28 protein-coding genes and 1 pseudogene are annotated in these 16,791 nt (G+C 57.0%); all 29 read left to right on the forward strand.

Translation table 11 applies throughout. The features are described from left to right. Window positions 1-53: 53 nt before the first annotated feature. The 29 genes and pseudogenes from tuf to rpsK all read left to right on the forward strand — a co-directional run bounded on the left by tuf (window position 54) and on the right by rpsK (window position 16,719). Complete coding sequence (gene tuf / locus P4G45_RS02785; RefSeq protein WP_348268173.1) at window positions 54-1,241, forward strand: elongation factor Tu; 1,188 nt, start codon at window positions 54-56, stop codon at window positions 1,239-1,241. Window positions 1,242-1,353: 112 nt separating this feature from the next. Then, the gene (gene rpsJ / locus P4G45_RS02790; protein WP_013581294.1) at window positions 1,354-1,671 is read left to right on the forward strand and encodes a 30S ribosomal protein S10; all 318 of its coding nucleotides are present in this window, start codon (window positions 1,354-1,356) and stop codon (window positions 1,669-1,671) included. A 54-nt stretch (window positions 1,672-1,725) separates the two neighbouring features. Beyond that, entirely contained in the window at window positions 1,726-2,463 is a 738-nt protein-coding gene (gene rplC / locus P4G45_RS02795) for a 50S ribosomal protein L3 (RefSeq protein ID WP_121471280.1), read from the forward strand. 94 nt (window positions 2,464-2,557) lie between these two features. Continuing rightward, window positions 2,558-3,235: a 50S ribosomal protein L4 gene (gene rplD, locus P4G45_RS02800; RefSeq protein WP_348268174.1), complete on the forward strand. Its 678-nt coding sequence runs from the start codon at window positions 2,558-2,560 to the stop codon at window positions 3,233-3,235. Beyond that, window positions 3,235-3,528: a 50S ribosomal protein L23 gene (locus P4G45_RS02805; RefSeq protein WP_158910042.1), complete on the forward strand. Its 294-nt coding sequence runs from the start codon at window positions 3,235-3,237 to the stop codon at window positions 3,526-3,528. Before rplD ends, P4G45_RS02805 begins: the two co-directional genes overlap by 1 nt. 99 nt (window positions 3,529-3,627) lie before the next feature. Continuing rightward, complete coding sequence (gene rplB, locus P4G45_RS02810; protein ID WP_348268175.1) at window positions 3,628-4,452, forward strand: 50S ribosomal protein L2; 825 nt, start codon at window positions 3,628-3,630, stop codon at window positions 4,450-4,452. A gap of 87 nt (window positions 4,453-4,539) precedes the next feature. After that, on the forward strand, window positions 4,540-4,827 hold the full coding sequence (gene rpsS, locus P4G45_RS02815) for a 30S ribosomal protein S19 (RefSeq protein ID WP_348268176.1): 288 nt from the start codon (window positions 4,540-4,542) through the stop codon (window positions 4,825-4,827). 45 nt (window positions 4,828-4,872) lie between these two features. Then, on the forward strand, window positions 4,873-5,400 hold the full coding sequence (gene rplV, locus P4G45_RS02820; RefSeq protein WP_348268177.1) for a 50S ribosomal protein L22: 528 nt from the start codon (window positions 4,873-4,875) through the stop codon (window positions 5,398-5,400). Between the two features lie 78 nt (window positions 5,401-5,478). Continuing rightward, complete coding sequence (gene rpsC, locus P4G45_RS02825) at window positions 5,479-6,153, forward strand: 30S ribosomal protein S3 (RefSeq protein ID WP_158910038.1); 675 nt, start codon at window positions 5,479-5,481, stop codon at window positions 6,151-6,153. 86 nt (window positions 6,154-6,239) lie between these two features. Further along, window positions 6,240-6,674: a 50S ribosomal protein L16 gene (gene rplP, locus P4G45_RS02830; RefSeq protein WP_348268178.1), complete on the forward strand. Its 435-nt coding sequence runs from the start codon at window positions 6,240-6,242 to the stop codon at window positions 6,672-6,674. 37 nt (window positions 6,675-6,711) lie between these two features. Beyond that, window positions 6,712-6,987, forward strand: coding sequence for a 50S ribosomal protein L29 (rpmC, locus tag P4G45_RS02835; RefSeq protein ID WP_188554303.1), 276 nt, complete (start codon window positions 6,712-6,714; stop codon window positions 6,985-6,987). Window positions 6,988-6,990: 3 nt separating this feature from the next. Continuing rightward, entirely contained in the window at window positions 6,991-7,341 is a 351-nt protein-coding gene (gene rpsQ, locus P4G45_RS02840) for a 30S ribosomal protein S17 (protein WP_348268179.1), read from the forward strand. An 85-nt stretch (window positions 7,342-7,426) separates the two neighbouring features. After that, window positions 7,427-7,798, forward strand: coding sequence for a 50S ribosomal protein L14 (rplN, locus tag P4G45_RS02845; protein WP_121471290.1), 372 nt, complete (start codon window positions 7,427-7,429; stop codon window positions 7,796-7,798). Between the two features lie 89 nt (window positions 7,799-7,887). Continuing rightward, complete coding sequence (gene rplX / locus P4G45_RS02850) at window positions 7,888-8,217, forward strand: 50S ribosomal protein L24 (protein ID WP_216846393.1); 330 nt, start codon at window positions 7,888-7,890, stop codon at window positions 8,215-8,217. Between the two features lie 97 nt (window positions 8,218-8,314). Then, a pseudogene (rplE, locus tag P4G45_RS02855) lies at window positions 8,315-8,862 on the forward strand (50S ribosomal protein L5). A gap of 62 nt (window positions 8,863-8,924) precedes the next feature. Further along, the gene (locus tag P4G45_RS02860) at window positions 8,925-9,110 is read left to right on the forward strand and encodes a type Z 30S ribosomal protein S14 (RefSeq protein WP_325383673.1); all 186 of its coding nucleotides are present in this window, start codon (window positions 8,925-8,927) and stop codon (window positions 9,108-9,110) included. A 164-nt stretch (window positions 9,111-9,274) separates the two neighbouring features. Beyond that, window positions 9,275-9,673 (forward strand): 30S ribosomal protein S8, encoded by a 399-nt coding sequence (gene rpsH, locus P4G45_RS02865; RefSeq protein ID WP_158910031.1) that lies wholly within the window; start codon window positions 9,275-9,277, stop codon window positions 9,671-9,673. A gap of 128 nt (window positions 9,674-9,801) precedes the next feature. Continuing rightward, the gene (gene rplF / locus P4G45_RS02870; protein ID WP_348268180.1) at window positions 9,802-10,341 is read left to right on the forward strand and encodes a 50S ribosomal protein L6; all 540 of its coding nucleotides are present in this window, start codon (window positions 9,802-9,804) and stop codon (window positions 10,339-10,341) included. A gap of 113 nt (window positions 10,342-10,454) precedes the next feature. Next, window positions 10,455-10,820 (forward strand): 50S ribosomal protein L18, encoded by a 366-nt coding sequence (rplR, locus tag P4G45_RS02875; protein ID WP_348268181.1) that lies wholly within the window; start codon window positions 10,455-10,457, stop codon window positions 10,818-10,820. Between the two features lie 46 nt (window positions 10,821-10,866). After that, window positions 10,867-11,373 (forward strand): 30S ribosomal protein S5, encoded by a 507-nt coding sequence (gene rpsE, locus P4G45_RS02880; protein WP_216846392.1) that lies wholly within the window; start codon window positions 10,867-10,869, stop codon window positions 11,371-11,373. A gap of 36 nt (window positions 11,374-11,409) precedes the next feature. Continuing rightward, on the forward strand, window positions 11,410-11,604 hold the full coding sequence (gene rpmD, locus P4G45_RS02885; RefSeq protein ID WP_348268182.1) for a 50S ribosomal protein L30: 195 nt from the start codon (window positions 11,410-11,412) through the stop codon (window positions 11,602-11,604). Window positions 11,605-11,697: 93 nt separating this feature from the next. Continuing rightward, window positions 11,698-12,159 carry a 50S ribosomal protein L15 gene (rplO, locus tag P4G45_RS02890; protein ID WP_348268183.1) on the forward strand — a complete coding sequence of 154 codons (462 nt, stop codon included), beginning with the start codon at window positions 11,698-11,700 and terminating at the stop codon, window positions 12,157-12,159. A gap of 89 nt (window positions 12,160-12,248) precedes the next feature. Next, window positions 12,249-13,658: a preprotein translocase subunit SecY gene (secY, locus tag P4G45_RS02895; protein ID WP_348268184.1), complete on the forward strand. Its 1,410-nt coding sequence runs from the start codon at window positions 12,249-12,251 to the stop codon at window positions 13,656-13,658. A 4-nt stretch (window positions 13,659-13,662) separates the two neighbouring features. Continuing rightward, the gene (locus P4G45_RS02900) at window positions 13,663-14,391 is read left to right on the forward strand and encodes an adenylate kinase (RefSeq protein WP_373694148.1); all 729 of its coding nucleotides are present in this window, start codon (window positions 13,663-13,665) and stop codon (window positions 14,389-14,391) included. A gap of 23 nt (window positions 14,392-14,414) precedes the next feature. Next, the gene (gene map / locus P4G45_RS02905) at window positions 14,415-15,164 is read left to right on the forward strand and encodes a type I methionyl aminopeptidase (RefSeq protein ID WP_348268186.1); all 750 of its coding nucleotides are present in this window, start codon (window positions 14,415-14,417) and stop codon (window positions 15,162-15,164) included. Window positions 15,165-15,334: 170 nt separating this feature from the next. After that, window positions 15,335-15,553 carry a translation initiation factor IF-1 gene (gene infA / locus P4G45_RS02910; protein WP_013581270.1) on the forward strand — a complete coding sequence of 73 codons (219 nt, stop codon included), beginning with the start codon at window positions 15,335-15,337 and terminating at the stop codon, window positions 15,551-15,553. A 101-nt stretch (window positions 15,554-15,654) separates the two neighbouring features. Next, window positions 15,655-15,768: a 50S ribosomal protein L36 gene (gene rpmJ / locus P4G45_RS02915; protein ID WP_013581269.1), complete on the forward strand. Its 114-nt coding sequence runs from the start codon at window positions 15,655-15,657 to the stop codon at window positions 15,766-15,768. 147 nt (window positions 15,769-15,915) lie between these two features. Beyond that, entirely contained in the window at window positions 15,916-16,296 is a 381-nt protein-coding gene (rpsM, locus tag P4G45_RS02920) for a 30S ribosomal protein S13 (protein WP_348268187.1), read from the forward strand. Beyond that, window positions 16,297-16,719, forward strand: a complete 423-nt coding sequence (gene rpsK, locus P4G45_RS02925) for a 30S ribosomal protein S11 (protein WP_348268188.1) — start codon at window positions 16,297-16,299, stop codon at window positions 16,717-16,719. Window positions 16,720-16,791 lie beyond the last annotated feature (72 nt).

The raw sequence follows: 16,791 nt of genomic DNA on the forward strand, positions 1-16,791 counted from the left end.
TACAACGAATTTAGCAGTATCAATTTAGAAGCAGCGACACACGGAGAGTAGTCATGGGCAAGGAAAAGTTTGACCGGTCAAAGCCGCACGTAAACATTGGGACGATCGGACACATCGATCATGGCAAGACGACGCTGACGGCGGCGATTACGAAGGTTCTGGCGAAGCATAACCCGAACAACAAGTTTCGTTCGTTTGATACGATCGACAACGCTCCGGAAGAGCGTGAGCGCGGTATCACGATCGCGACCTCGCACGTGGAGTACGAGACTCCGAACCGGCACTATGCGCACGTTGACTGCCCGGGCCACGCCGACTACATCAAGAACATGATCACGGGCGCAGCGCAGATGGACGGCGCGATCCTGGTGGTGGCAGCGACCGACGGTCCGATGCCGCAGACGAAAGAGCATGTGCTGCTGGCGCGCCAGGTTGGCGTTCCTTACATCGTGGTGTTTCTGAACAAGTGCGATGCGGTTGAGGACGAAGAGCTGATCGAGTTGGTGGAGATGGAGGTTCGCGAGCTGTTGTCGAAGTATGACTACCCTGGCGACGATACTCCGATCATCCGTGGCTCGGCACTGGGCGCGTTGAACGGCGAAGCGAAGTGGGAAGAGAAGATCGACGAGCTGATGGCGGCGGTGGACAAGTATGTTCCCCAGCCGGAGCGCGCGGTTGACCTTCCGTTCCTGATGCCGATTGAAGACATCTTTTCGATCTCGGGCCGTGGCACGGTAGTCACGGGCCGTATCGAGCGTGGCAAGATCAAGGTTGGCGAGGCTTGCTCGATCGTCGGCTTCCGCGACACGCAGCAGACGGTGTGCACGGGCGTGGAGATGTTCAAGAAGCAGCTGGACGAAGGTCTGGCGGGCGATAATGCCGGTCTTCTGCTGCGCGGTATCGCGAAGGAAGATGTGGAGCGTGGCATGGTGCTGGCGAAGCCGGGATCGATTACGCCGCACACCCAGTTCAAGGGCGAGATCTACGTGTTGAGCAAGGAAGAAGGCGGACGTCATACCCCGTTCTTCAACGGCTATCGTCCTCAGTTTTATTTCCGCACCACGGACGTGACCGGATCGGCGAAGCTGCCGGAGGGCACGGAGATGGTGATGCCGGGCGACAACATCCAGTTGGAGATTACGCTGCACACGCCGGTTGCCATGGAGAAGGGCCTGCGCTTCGCTATCCGCGAAGGCGGCCGCACCGTCGGAGCCGGTACCATCTCCGAGATCATCAAGTAAAGAAGATTTCGGTAAAGGTATTTCAAGTCAATCGAGGGCTGCCGATTCGTGCAGAAGTTCATGGCCGGCAGCCACTCCAAACGATCTTTGAGTAACGGAAGAGAGAACAACAATGGCTGGACAGAGAATCAGAATTCGGTTGAAGGCGTATGACTACCGCGTGCTTGACACCTCCACCGGAGAGATCGTCGAGACGGCCAAGCGCACAGGCGCTCAGGTTGCGGGTCCCATTCCGCTGCCGACCATGAAGAACAAGTATTGCGTTTTGCGTTCGCCCCACGTCGACAAGAAGTCGCGCGAGGCTTTCGAGATTCGTACCCACAAGCGGCTCATCGATATCCTCGAGCCGACCCAGCAGACGGTAGATGCGCTGATGAAGCTCGATCTGCCTGCCGGCGTCGACGTAGAGATCAAGACCGTTCAGAAGTAGTACTAACCCGGCAGTGCCTGGATGATCCGGGCATGATGAGGAAAGGAAACTCAAATGTCAGTAGTAGGAATTCTCGGAAAAAAAGTCGGCATGACGCAGATCTTCGATGAGCGCGGAGATGTTCATCCAGTCACGGTGCTCAAGGCTGGTCCTTGCGTTATCACTCAGCTTAAGACGCTGGCGAAGGACGGCTATGATGCCGCGCAGATCGGCTATGTCGATTTTGTCAAGGCTTCCAAGGTGAACAAGGCCATGACCGGTCACTTTGCCAAGTCAGATGTCCCTCCTGTTCGCGAAATCAGGGAAGTTGCTCTCGAAGCGGTCAAGACTGCAGACGGTGAAGAGGCTGTTACCGCCAAGGCTGGCGACCGTATTCTTGTAGACATTTTCAACGATGAGAAGTTCGTCGATGTGATCGGAACCTCGAAGGGACGCGGTTTTGCTGGCGTCATTCGTCGCCACGGCTTCGGCGGCGGTCCTAAATCGCACGGTCACATGTTCCAGGTGCAGGGTTCCATTGGTGCCTCGTCGTTCCCGTCTCGCGTATTTCCGGGTCAGCGTATGCCTGGCCACATGGGCCACGCGCAGATCACGGTTCGCAATCTGCGCATTCTTGGCGTCGACGTTGAGGATAACCTCCTGATGGTCGAAGGCGCGGTACCTGGTCCACGAGACGGCTTTGTGCTGATTTCGAAGGCAAAGGCTCCGCCGCGCGAGCGTCGCGGGTTCGCTGGTGCCGCAACGAAGGATGCCTTGAAGGCTTCCAAGAAGGCTGCGCCGAAGAAGAAGTAAAGAAGATTCAATCAGAGAGCTCTTTTTTGTAGTGCTTTCTATAACAAAGTTTTGGCCCGCCGCATCGATGGCGGGCGCGAAGAGAGAAGAAGAGATGGCAAACATCAACGTAGTAAATCTCGGTGGAACCAAAGTCGGTGAGTTTGAACTCGCCGACGAGGTCTTCGCGGGCGAGATCAACGACGCGCTCCTCTGGGAGTCGGTCAAGCACTACCGGGCCGCGCTCCGTCAGGGAACCGCAGCTACCAAGAACCGCAAGAACGTCTCTGGTTCCGGTAAGAAGTTGTGGAAGCAGAAGGGTACCGGTCGCGCTCGCGTTGGCTCCATCCGCACCCCGCTTTGGCGCGGTGGCGGTACGGTCCACGGACCTCAGCCGCGCAGCTATGAGTACGCCTTCCCGCAGAAGAAGCTGATGGGCGCGCTCCGCTCTGCCATCGCTGCCAAAATTGCAGATGGCAAGTTCACTGTCGTCGATTCCTTTGAAGTCGCCGAAGCCAAGACCAAGCTCTTCCGTGCTGCGATCACCAAGCTCGATGCCGGCAAGACAACTCTGCTGGTTGAGAGCAGCCGCAAGCTTGACGAGAAGCTGTACCTCGGTTCGCGGAATCTCAATGGCGTTGAGCTTGTGCTCAGCTCCGAAGTTCATCCTTACGACCTGCTCCGCTACGAGCATGCCATCTTCTCGAAGGATGCTATTGTGGCTCTTCAGGAGACGCTCAAGAAGTTTGTATCGAAGCGCAGCAAAGCCGCTGCCCAGAAGGAGGTTGCGTAATGCCAACCCTCTATACCGTAATTCGCCGCCCTCTGATTACCGAGAAGGGCATGGGCGTCAAAGAGACCCAGAATACGCTCGTCTTCGAGGTTGCTCTCAAGGCCACCAAGACCGAAGTCAAGCAGGCTGTCGAGACTCTCTTCAAAGTGAAGGTGTCCGGAGTCCGTACCGCAACCGTTGAAGGCAAGGAACGTCGCCGTGGCAAGTTCTCTGGCTACCGGCCCGACTGGAAGAAAGCTTACGTTCGCCTCAAAGAGGGCGAGAAGATGCCGGACTACATCAACAGCCTCTAACGCGGCCGGTCAGGAAACAGCCGCTGCACGCAACAGATTTTCAGGAACCGAAGCGCCGCTGGGAAATTCAGAGGCGCCGCAGGCAAGGGAATAAAGACGATGCCGATCAAATCATTTCGACCGATTACCCCATCACTCCGCTTCGCGACGAAGCTGGTCAACGACGACCTGACGACGGACAAGCCGCATAAGCCGCTGCTCGCCGTCAAACAGCGTACCGGTGGCCGCAACAATGCTGGTGGCCTCACCATGCGCCATCACGGCGGCGGTCACAAGCAGAAGCTGCGCATCGTAGACTTCAAGCGCGAGAAGTACGGCATTCCGGGTACGGTTGCCACCATCGAGTACGACCCGAACCGCAGCTCGCGTATCGCCCTCATCAGCTATGCGGATGGCGAGAAGCGCTATATCATTCAGCCTATCGGGCTGAAGGTGGGCCAGTCGATCATGAGCGGCCCCGAGGCCGACATTCTGGTCGGCAACGCTCTGCCGCTCAAGAACATCCCGATCGGTACGATCGTGCATAACATCGAGCTTCGTCCAGGTAAGGGCGCGCAGATGGCACGTTCGGCCGGCGCTCAGGTCAACCTGATCGCGAAGGAAGGCGACTACGCACTCCTGAAGCTGCCCTCCGGCGAGACCCGCAAAGTTCTCGTCGAGTGCATGGCGACCATCGGCCAGGTTGGCAACACTGACCACGAGAACGTCACCATCGGCAAGGCTGGACGCAACCGTTGGAAAGGAATTCGCCCCTCGAACCGCGGTGTCTCGATGAATCCGGTCGATCACCCGCACGGTGGTGGTGAAGGTAAGACATCAGGCGGTCGTCACCCGGTCACTCCGTGGGGTCAGCCGACACGTGGTTACAAGACCCGCAACAACAAGCGGACCGACGTATTTATTGTCAACCGCCGTACCAAGTAGTTCTCTCGTAGTAAGGGCAACACCAAGTCTCGCACGTAAGAGATTCGTCGTATCCAGCATCGCAACAAGAAATTCGGAGCTTAGCAAATGTCACGTTCAGCCAAAAAAGGTCCTTTCATTGACGGTCATCTGATGAACAAGATCAACGTCATGAACCAGACCAACGACAAGAAGGTTCTCCGTACCTGGTCCCGCCGATCCACGATCCACCCGGACTTCGTTGGCCACACCATCGCAGTGCACAATGGCCGCAAGTTCATTCCGGTCTACGTGACGGAGAATATGGTCGGCCACAAGCTCGGCGAATTTTCGGCCACCCGCACCTTCAAGGGTCACTCCGGGCGCGCCACTGAGTCCTCCGCAAAGCCCAAATAAAGAAAATCGGGCAGAGTTTTCGTTTGTCCTTCAAGGAAGAAGATCATGGCTAAGGCAGCAGTAGAGAAAATCCGAGAGTTCCGCGCAGAGGCGAAGTTCCAGCGCACCAGCCCGCAGAAGGCGAAGCTTGTTCTCGACCTCATCAAGGGCCTCCGCGTGGAGCAGGCACTCAACACGGTTCACTTCAGCACCAAGCGTATGGCTCCGGTGATTGAAAAGGTCCTGCGTTCGGCGATCCAGAACGCCAACTACGTCTCGCAGGAACAGGGGCTCGATGTAGACGTCGATAACCTGTATGTAAAGACCGCGGTTGCGAACGAAGGTCCGCGCATGAAGCGTATCCGCCCTGCTCCAATGGGCCGTGCCTTCCGCTATCAGCGCAGACTCGCACACATCATCGTCACTGTCGCTGAGAAGAAGTCGCCAACTGCCGTATCCGCAGCCGATGCTTCTGAAGTGCCGACAGCGAAGAAGAAGACCACGAAGAAGGCAGCCACCAAAACTGCGGCGAAGAAGCCCGCAGTCAAGAAGGCCGCCGCCAAGAAGCCCGCAGCTAAAAAGGCCGCAAAGTAAGCAGTTTCTTGTAAACTTAGAATTTTGGTTCACCGCCCGCCGGCTCAACCGGTAGAGGGCACGGAGTAAAGGGAAGCTATGGGACAGAAAGTCCATCCGTATGGGTTTCGCCTCGGCATCAACAAGCCGTGGAAGTCGCGCTGGTTTGTCGAGCGCGGCTATGACAAGCTGTTGGTCGAGGATGTCAAGCTGAAGGCTGAGCTGCGCGAAAAGCTCAAGGCTGCCGGTGTCAGCTCCGTTGAAGTCGAGCGTCCGGGTAATAAGTTGCGTCTCATCATTCGCACTGCGCGTCCGGGCATCATCATCGGCCGCAAGGGCGCCGAGATCGACAAGCTCAAGGCCGACATCCAGAAGCGCACCAGCCGCGAGGTCTTCATCGATATTCTCGAGGTCAACAAGCCGGAGCTTGATGCTCAGCTCGTTGCCGAGAACATCGCCCTGCAGCTCGAAAAGCGTGTCAGCTTCCGTCGCGCAATGCGCAAGAGCGTGGACTCCGCCCTTCGCTTTGGTTGCAAAGGAATCAAGGTTCGCGTCTCCGGTCGTCTCAACGGAAACGAGATTGCACGTTCGGAGTGGTATCTCCAGGGTCGTCTGCCGCTGCATACGCTGCGCGCCGACATCGACTACGGTTTCGCCGAGGCACACACCACCTACGGCATCATCGGCGTCAAGACCTGGGTCTATCGTGGCGATATCTACGAGCAGAAGAAGCGCCGCGATCAGGTCGTTACAACAGGCGCATTCGCGTCGTAGGGTTTCAGGCGGGCACGGTTTAACCGCTGCTTGCCGCAGAGTAAACGCGACGGGGCCTGAGCCCCCGAGGGTAAGAGGGTTTTTATATGTTGATGCCAAAGAAGGTCAAGTTTCGCAAGCAGCAGCGCGGTCGCATGTGCGGCAAGGCGTGGCGCGGCTCCGATCTCTCGTTCGGCGATTACGGCCTGAAGGTGATGGAGTGCGGTTATATTACCGACCGCCAAATCGAAGCCAGCCGTATCGCGATGACGCGTTTTATCAAGCGTGGCGGCAAGGTTTGGCTCCGTCTGTTCCCGGACAAGCCGATCACCAAGAAGCCTGCCGAAACCCGTATGGGTAAAGGTAAGGGCGCACCAGACCACTGGGTCTGCGTGGTTCGTCCTGGCCGGATCCTGTTCGAGATGGAAGGCGTCAGCCCGGAACTGGCCAAAGAGGCCATGCGTCTCGCGGCCCACAAGCTCCCGCTCAAGACCAGCTTCGTCCAGCGCCACGATGTGAAGGCGACGGTTGCGGCCAAGTAGTTTTAGCAGGCGTTTTTAGCAGTCAAGGAAAAAGACAATGGATTTTGAAAAGATCAGTAATCTCAGTGATGACGAGCTCAAGACTCAGGCGGCGCAGGCCGGCGAGCAGCTCTTCCGCATCCGCTTTCAGAAGACTCTCGGCAACACCGAAGGCCTGAAGAAGCTGCGGACACTCAAGCTCGATGTCGCCCGCATCAAGACCGTCGAGCGTCAGCGCACTCTTGCTGCGGAGAAGGCAGCCGCTCCGGTTCGCGTCAATGCCGCACCGGCCAAGAGCACTCGCACCGCTCGCAAGAAAGCGAAGAAGGACTAATTCATGGCAGACACAACCAACACCACCGCAGCCGCGACTTCCGCCGAAGCCCAGCCCTCACGCCGCAACGAGAAGGTCGGTCTCGTCGTCTCGACCAAGATGCAGAAGACCATCGTCGTCGAGATCGAGATGCGCAAGGCTCACCCGAAGTACAAGCGCGTCATGAAGTCGAACAAGAAGTTCTATGCACACGATGAGCAGAACTCCGCTCGCGTCGGCGATGTGGTCCGCATCCGCGAAGCACGTCCTTTGTCGAAGCTGAAGCGCTGGTCGCTTGAGGAGATTGTCCGGCGCTCTTCGCTGGCGCAGCTTGCAGAAGAGAAAGCAACAGCAGTCGCTGCCGAAGCAAAATAGTCAGCCACGGGACTTTTGTTCCGTGAAAAGAGATCAGCCATAACGGGGCGCACAGCCCCAGGCCGTTTCACCCAGGAGAAGAACGATGTCAGTACAAATGAGAACAATGCTTGACGTGGCCGATAACTCCGGCGCGCGCAAGTTGCAGGTGATCCTGCCCCTCGGTGGCGGACTTGGCAAGAAGGCCGGCCTCGGCGACGTCGTTACCGCGGCGGTCAAAGAAGCCTCCCCCGATGGAACCGTAAAAAAGGGTAAAGTAGTAAAGGCAGTGATCGTTCGCACCCGTAAGGAGTATCGCCGCCGGGACGGGACGTATATCCGCTTCGACCAGAACGCCGCTGTGGTCATCAACGACTCCAACGAGCCGGTCGGTACCCGCGTCTTTGGCCCGGTAGCCCGCGAGCTTCGTGAGAAGAAGTTTCTCAAGATCGTCTCGCTCGCGCCTGAGGTCATCTAGTTTCAGTGCCCAGCTTCTGGCTGGGCAGCAGCGCATCGAAGAATTGTTTACAGCAAACAGCCAAGGCTGAATGCCAGGAGCTAAGTTTTATGGCAGGCATCAAGATCAAGCGTAACGACACCGTCGAAGTGATCGCCGGTAAAGACAAGGGCAAGCGCGGTAAAGTAATCCGCGTCATCGCCGACAGGAACCGCGTCCTCGTCGAGCGCGTCATGATGATTAAGAAACACCTCAAGCCCAACCCGCAACGGAACATTCAGGGAGGCATCGCCGAGCAAGAGTCGCCGATCCACATCTCGAATGTGATGCTGGTCGACGGCGAGGGCAACAAAACCCGCGTTGGCACACGTCTTGAAGGTGACAAAAAAGTTCGCTTCTCGAAGGCAAGCGGCAACAACATCCCCGAGAAGAAGAAGTAGTTCTTATCCATTAACCCTGTTTCAACGGTTCACCCCACGCATCGGTAAACGGAAGACATCCCACCCCGGCAACCGTGGAGAAAGCGAAAAAGCAATCATGGCATCACGATTCAGAGAGAAGTACGAAAAGAGATCAAGCCGGCTCTCGCCAAGGAATTGAACATCACCAACGCGATGGCGATTCCAAAGCTCGAAAAGATCGTAATCAACATGGGTCTTGGCGAAGCCACACAGAATGTCAAGATTATGGACCCTCTGGTTGCAGATCTGGCAGCTATTGCCGGCCAAAAGCCTGTAACGACGAAGGCAAAAAAGTCAATCGCGGCCTTCAAGGTGCGTGAGGGCATGCCCATCGGCGCGATGGTCACACTGCGCGGCGACAATATGTATGAGTTCCTCGATCGCCTGGTCTCGATTGCTCTTCCCCGCGTTCGCGACTTCCGCGGAGTCTCGTCCAAGAGCTTCGATGGCCGTGGCAACTACACACTTGGTCTCCGCGATCAGCTTATCTTTGCCGAAATTGACTATGCAAAGGTCGACAAGCTTAAAGGTATGAACGTAACTATCGTTACGACGGCGGCGGACGACAACGGTGCCCGCGCTTTGCTTAAGGGTTTCGGAATGCCCTTCCGCGTCGGAGCATAGTCGGCAGTATCCAGGCCGATTGGCCTTCAACAAGTTTGCAGCAAGGATAGAGAGCAAAATACATGGCAACCACAGCAAAACGCGTCAAAGATGCAAGGAAACCGAAGTTCAAGTCCCGCCAGCACAATCGCTGCCAGCTCTGCGGCCGCCCGCGCGCGTTCCTGCGCAAGTTCGGTGTCTGCCGTCTCTGCTTCCGCAATCTTGCGCTCAAGGGCGAAATACCAGGCGTCGTCAAATCGAGCTGGTAGAATAAATTGTCTTCCCACGTTCGGCTTCGTGCCGGACGTATCTTCCAGAGACCTCATTCAAGCTAAGGCTTAGGGTGCAGAAGTCTGGAAGTTTACCGCAACAAGCATCCCCGCTGGTTCTCGTGAGAGACACTCGTGAGCGAACGGGGGATGAAGGAGAATGAATGAACCTCACCGATCCAGTAGCAGACTTTCTGACCCGCATCCGTAACTCCATCCGTGCGCGCCACCAGAAGCTTGACGTTCCAGCTTCCAAGCTCAAGGCCGAGATCGCCCGCATCCTCAAGGAAGAGGGCTACATCGCGAACTACAAGCCCACGGAAGAGGACGGCCAGAAGGTCATCCGTGTTTATCTCAAGTACGGCCCGAACAACGAAGCCGTCATCCGTGACCTGCAGCGCGTCTCGCGTCCCGGTTGCCGTGTATATCTTGGCCGCGATGAGATTCGCCGCGTCCAGGGTGGCCTCGGTATCTCCATCATGACCACCCCCAAGGGTGTAATGACCGGTCGTCAGGCTCGTCGCGAAGGTGTTGGCGGCGAGATCCTCTGCGAAGTCTGGTAATTTTCAGTCGTCCGGGCATAAGCCCAGATGACCTTTTCATGGATAAGTTTTAGAGCGGCTAAACCCCGCCGGCTGCAGTGGAACAGGCGTCAAGTCTGCGACTCGCAAGCCACAAGAAGGATTTGAACATGTCACGTATTGGCAAGAAGCCGATCCCTATGCCCGCCGGAGTCAAGTACACCGTCGACGGCAACACCGTTCTCGTTGAAGGCCCCAAGGGCAAAGTTACCGCAATGCTTCCCGGCGGAATCACCCTCGTTCAGAAGGACGGCAACCTTATTGCCGAGCGCCAGACTGACAAGCAGGCAGCATTCCACGGCCTCGCGCGCGCCCTCGTCTTCAACGCTGTTACTGGCGTCACAACGGGTTGGACCAAGGAGCTTGATGTCGTCGGCATCGGTTACCGTGTAGAGCTCAAGGGCAAAAACATGGTTGTCTTTACCCTTGGCTACTCGCATCCCATTGAATTTCCTCTGCCTTCTGGCATCGAAGTCACCATCGACCCGAAACAGACCCACGTTACGATCTCAGGCATCGATCGCCAGAAGGTTGGCCAGATTGCTGCCGACATGCGCGCTCTTCGCAAGCCCGATCCTTATAAGAACAAGGGCGTCCGCTACACCGGCGAGAAGCTGAAGAAGAAGGTCGGTAAGACCGGAGCGAAGTAAAACCTTCGTGGGGCAGAGACTGAATCTTGTTATTCTGATCTCTGTCCCGCACAACGCAATAAGCCCGAACGTCGTCAGCACTCTGGCGACGCCACTAGGAAGGAAAGCGAATTATGATCAATCCCCGTCAACGCAACGTCATCCGCCAGCGCGTCCACACGCGTATCCGCGAGAAGATGTCCGGAACCGCCGAGCGTCCACGCCTCAACGTCTACCGCTCACTCAACCACATCTATACGCAACTCATCGACGACCTCAACGGGGTCACCATCGCCTCGGCTTCCTCGATGGGCAAAAAGGGCGAAGAGAAGAACTACGGCGGCAATATTGCTGCTGCGGCCGAAGTGGGCAAGCTCATCGCTCAGCGCGCGCAGGAGAAGGGCATCAAGAAGATTGTGTTCGACCGTGGCGGTTACCTGTACCACGGCCGCGTCAAGGCCCTCGCCGATGCTGCCCGCGAAGCTGGACTCGATTTCTAAGGATTAGGCGCCTCAATCGGCAGCCAGAAAGCTGGATTAAGACATTATGGCAATGAAGAAAAAAATCGACGCGAACCGGCTCAACCTGAAGGATGAAGTCGTTTCCATCAATCGCGTCACCAAGGTCGTCAAAGGCGGCAAGAACATGTCGTTTGCCGCTCTCGTCGTCATCGGTGATCCCGGCGAAGGCGTGGTCGGATACGGTTCGGGCAAGGCCAAGGAAGTCCCCCAGGCTATCCGCAAGGGGATCGAAGCGGCCAAGAAGAACCTGCACAAGGTCAACCTTACCGACACCACGATTCCGCATCAGGTGCTGGGCCACTTTGGCGCCGGTCAGGTTATGCTGAAGCCTGCCGCCGAAGGTACAGGCATCATCGCCGGTAAGACGGTTCGTGCCGTAATGACCGCAGCCGGCGTGCAGAACGTGCTCACCAAGTCGCTGGGCACCGCCAACCCGCACAATGTTATCAAGGCCACCTTCGATGCTCTCATCCAGCTTCGCAACAAGGCCGAAGTCGCCGCTTTGCGCGGTAAGGCAGTCGAAGAGCTCTAGCTCTTCGCTCAAAAGATTCAGAGGAGTTCTAGTCCAATGGCTGACAACAACGCAATCGCCAAAATCAAACTGCAGTACTTCCGTTCCAAGATCTGCACTCCGGTCAAGCACAAGCTCGTCATCAAGGGCCTCGGCTTTACCCGCCTCAACCAGGTCGTCGAGCGCGAAGACACACCATCCATTCGTGGCATGGTCGCAAAGGTTCCACATCTCGTCCGCGTCGTCGACTAACTGACGGCAACGAGAGACAACAGCTTCAGGCCCATGGGTCAATCAATGCGAGTCGGTCAGCCAACGAGCTGACCGGCGTTAAGCGAGGAAATAATGGCAATCCGTAATCTCTCCAATCTCCGCGCCCCTAAAAAGGCTAATGAAAACAAGAAACGTGTCGGACGTGGTATGGGTTCCGGCATCGGTAAGACCTCCGGACGTGGCCATAAGGGCCAGGGTTCCCGCTCAGGTTCAAGCCTTATGCGTGGCTTCGAAGGCGGACAGATGCCCCTTCACCGCCGTCTGCCGAAGCGCGGCTTTACCAATATCTTCCGCGTGGAATATCAGGTTCTCGGCCTGGATCGTCTCGCTGAAATCAACGCAGCCTCCAACGAGACTGAGTTCACTCTCGACAAGATCATTGAGCTTGGCCTTCTGCGGAAGAAAAAAGGCCTCATCAAAGTGCTCAACAACGGTGAGCTGAAGGTAGCCGTCACCGTTCACGCGCACAAGTTTTCCAAGACCGCACAGGAAGCGATCGAAAAGGCTGGCGGCAAGGCCATCCTCATCGGCTAAGCAGCATTTAGAATCAATGGCAGGCGAGGGCACACGTCTTCGCCTGCCGGTTCATCCGTAGCAGGTTTCACCCCGAGGTCCACGCTCCGATGTTCGAGAAATTCGCAAACATCTTCCGTATTACCGATCTGCGCACGCGCGTCCTCTTTACGCTTGCCATGCTGGCCGTCTATCGGCTCGGATCGCACATTCCCACCCCTGGCATCAACGCCGACATGCTGGCGCAGTACTTCAATCAGAACTCCGGATCCTCCCTCGGCCTGGTCGACCTCTTCTCCGGTGGAAACCTTCGCAAGCTGACGGTCTTCGCTCTCGGCATCATGCCGTACATCACAGCCTCCATCATCTTCCAATTGCTCACTGTCATTTATGAGCCGTTGGCCAAGCTGCAGAAGGAAGGCGAACTCGGCCGCCGCAAGATCACGCAGTGGACCCGCTATGTCACGATCATGCTGGGCGTTGTGCAATCTTTCGCCATCGCGCTGACCCTCACCAACACTTCAACCGGCGAGTCGATGGTCACTATCTCCAAGGGATTGTTCGTCCCCCTTTGTGTGCTGACGCTTACCGCTGGTACCGGCTTTGTGATGTGGCTGGGTGAGCAGATTACCGATCGCGGTATCGGCAATGGCATGAGCTTGTTGATCTTTGCGGGCATCGTCGTCGGCATACCCGCAGGCATTGGCGACCTCTGGCAGAAGGCGAGTGAGCGTAGCTGGGGAGCCTTTACTCCCATCGCCCTTCTTATTCTTATCGCCGGTATGCTTGCCGTAGTAACCTTCATCGTCTACGTCGAAAAGGCGGAGCGCCGCATTCCGGTGCAGTACGCCAAGCGAATCGTCGGTCGTAAGATGATGGGCGGCCAATCTACGCATCTTCCGCTGAAGGTCAACTCCGGCGGCGTAATGCCGGTTATCTTCGCCGCATCCATCCTCTCGGCACCGCTGCTGTTCTCAGGCGCCAGCATCTTTGGATACTCGCTGCACGATTCGCCGTTCTTTGGGCCGCTCTTCCGCGCTCTCGGACCCGGCGAACCCTGGTATGTGCTGCTGTATTGCGTCTCGATCATCTTCTTCGCTTACTTTTATATCTCCATCGTCTTTCGTCCGGACGACATTGCGGACAATATGCGCAAGTATGGCGGCTTTATCCCAGGCATCCGACCCGGCAAGCGCACCGCTGACTTCATCAACGATGTGCTTACTCGCATTACTCTCGTCGGCGGCGTTTACCTTGTCATCATCTCGCTTATCCCGATGCTCCTCATCAGCGGTATCCATTTCAACCATCTCTGGCTCATTGGTGGTTTGTTTGACCGGATGCCAACCTGGGTGACCAACGGTCTCGGCGTGAACTTCTACTTTGGCGGTACATCTTTGTTGATCGTCGTAGGCGTAGCGATGGATACCGTTCAGCAGATCGAAGCCCAACTTGTCATGCGCCACTACGAAGGCTTCTCTCCGCGCAGCGGGCGCATTCGTGGCCGCAAGAGCTGGTAGGGAAGTGCAAACATTGAGCAGGGATTCCGCAGTAAATCATTCACCGGCCCACGCAGACAACACCTTTCTGCCCGGGCCGGTACTTCTTTTGGGCGCCCCCGGCGTAGGCAAGGGGACCCAGGCCCAGCTGTTGATGGCTGCCTTCGGCATACCGCAAATTTCCACCGGTGATATTCTCCGCGAGAACATCGCTAAGGGAACTGAACTGGGCAAGACTGCAAAGGGCTTGATGGATAGGGGGCAGCTCGTCCCCGACCAGGTCGTCAATGACATGGTGCAGGCGCGCCTTACTGGTGATGACGTCCACGCCGGCTACATTCTCGATGGCTTTCCCCGTACTCTCGCACAGGCCACCTGGCTCGACGCTCATCTTCCAATCTTTCGCGAAACGCCTCAGCTGGTTGCCATCAACATTCGCGTGGATGAGGATGAATTACTACGCCGCATCACCGGCCGTCGCACCTGTTCCGTTTGCAAGCACATTTACAATATTTACTCACATCCACCCGCGAAGCCGGGGATCTGCGATATCGATGGAAGTCCGCTCCAGCACCGCAGTGATGATACGGAAGAGGCTTTCGCTGAACGAATGAAGGCTTACGAATCTCTAACTTCGCCAGTGATCGAACACTATCGTGCCAGCAACCGTTTCCGTGCGGTAGACGGCGAGGCTCCGGTAGAGCAGGTAGCTCAAAGCATCGTCGCCGCCCTCAAAGAGCTTCGCCAAATCTAACCCCTAAGTCCTATTCCTAAACAATGGCCATCCTGATCAAATCGCCCGCAGAGATCGAAAAGATGCGGATCTCCGGCAAAGCTCTCCGCAAGGTCCACGATGCCATCGCGCCTTTTGTTAAGCCGGGCGCGACTACCATGGACCTCGAAAACGTCGCCGTTCGCAAGATTGCCGAACTCGGCGGAATCGCCGCCTTCAAGGGATATCACGGATACCCCGCCGCACTCTGCACCTCGGTCAACAACGAGGTAGTCCACGGGATACCCAACGAGAAACGGGTCCTCAACGAAGGAGACATCGTCTCCATCGACTGCGGAGTCATTATCGATGGCTTCTACTCGGATGCTGCTGTCACTTATCCGGTCGGCAAGGTCAGTCCCGAGACCCAAAAACTTCTGGACGTTACTCTCGCCTCGCTCGAAGCTGCAATCCAGAAGTGCCAGATCGGCGGTCGCCTCTTCGACATCTCTGCCGCTGTTCAGCAGATGTGCGAAGCCGCAGGTTTCGGTGTGGTCCGCGATTTTGTCGGTCATGGCATCGGCAAATCCATGCACGAAGATCCCCAGGTTCCTAACTTCGGTATCGCCGGTAAAGGTCCGCGGCTCAAGGCTGGCATGGTTCTCGCCATTGAACCTATGATCAATGCGGGCGGCCCTGAGGTCCGCGTTTTAAAAGATGGATGGACTGCTGTGACCGTTGACGGAAGCTACAGCGCCCACTTTGAGCACACCGTCGCCATCACGAAAGAAGGCCCCCGGGTGCTCACCCGTTAGTAAAATATCCCCGTTTCAGGGTATGATAAGAGATGCTGCGCGTGCGAACGCGCTGCTGCCTCAAAGAGTGGCGTCAACAACCCACTGAAGAGTTCGAACAGCGGTTTCAACACCGCTGAAGTAATTGCGAAAACTCGGGGCTCAACCCCGGGCTTTCCGAAGGAGATCGTTTGTCGAAGGAAGATGCAATTGAAGTCATGGCAGTTGTCGTAGAAACTCTGCCGAACGCCATGTTCAAGGTCGAGCTTGAAAACAAGCATCAGGCCCTTGCGCACGTCTCCGGGCGTATGCGTAAAAACTTCATCCGCATCCTCCCCGGCGACCGTGTCGCGATTGAGCTCAGCCCGTACGATCTCAACCGTGGCCGCATCGTCTACCGCTACAAGTAGACAATACCTGTAAGTATCCATCTGTTTAGGCATGGCCTAGGCTATGTCGCACCACGCCAACGAGATTTTCGTCTCTGAGGCACGACTTGGAAGGGAATCAAATGAAGGTTCGAGCATCTGTAAAGAAAATCTGCGACAAGTGCAAGGTTATTCATCGCCGCGGCGTCGTTCGCGTCATCTGCGAGAACGCCAAGCACAAGCAGCGCCAGGGCTAAGGAAGTAGAAATTCTGGCTCTGTTTATATATCGGCCCCAGCAGGCTAGTTAGCCGAAGTCAAGGCTTGCGTTGAACCCGCCGGACCAACCGAAGACCATCCACCCGCTCCCCGACCAGTTCCAGGAGCCCAACCGAAAAGGAACCCCATGGCACGTATTGCTGGAGTCGATGTCCCTAATAACAAACAGGCGCGCATCGGTCTCACCTATATCTTTGGCATTGGCGACTCGCGCGCGGCGAAGATCCTCGCGAAGGCGGACGTCGATCCTCTCGCGAAGATCGCAACGCTCGACGAGGACCAGCTGAACCGCATCCGTCAGGTCATCGAAGCCGAGGGCCAGATCGAAGGCGATCTCCGCAAGGACATCTCGCTCAACATCAAGCGCCTCATCGAAATTCAGTCCTACCGTGGCCTCCGCCATCGGCGCAGCCTGCCTGTCCGCGGCCAACGCACCCACACCAACGCTCGCACCCGCAAAGGCCCACGCAAGGGAACCGTTGCCGGTAAGAAGAAAGCGACGAAATAAATGGCGAAGACACAGAACACCAAAGGCGCAGCCAAGACTGGCAAAAACAAGAAGTTCAAGAAGCGCGAGCGCAAGAACGTTCCATTTGGCCTCGTATTCATTCAAGCCACGTTCAACAACACGATCGTCACCATCACTGACCAGGCGGGCAACACGCTTTCCTGGAAGAGCAGCGGTTCGCTCGGCTTCCGCGGCTCCCGCAAGGGAACTCCGTTTGCCGCGCAGCAGGCCGCCGTCGGTGCAGCCAACGCAGCCCGCGACCACGGTCTCCGCTCGGTCGATGTGCGCGTCTCCGGTCCCGGCTCCGGCCGTGAGTCCGCGATCCGCGCTCTCGCCACAACCGGCATCGAGGTTCGCAGCATCCGCGACGTTACGCCGATGCCGCACAACGGCTGCCGTCCGCCCAAGCGCCGCCGCGTATAAGCAATCCGTTGCCGGCTTCCAGTCTTTAGTGAAGATTGGAAGCCGGCAGCTAAATCTTCAACTGGATCGCGA

This window comes from Edaphobacter paludis (genome assembly GCF_039993895.1).
Classification (GTDB): domain Bacteria; phylum Acidobacteriota; class Terriglobia; order Terriglobales; family Acidobacteriaceae; genus Edaphobacter; species Edaphobacter paludis.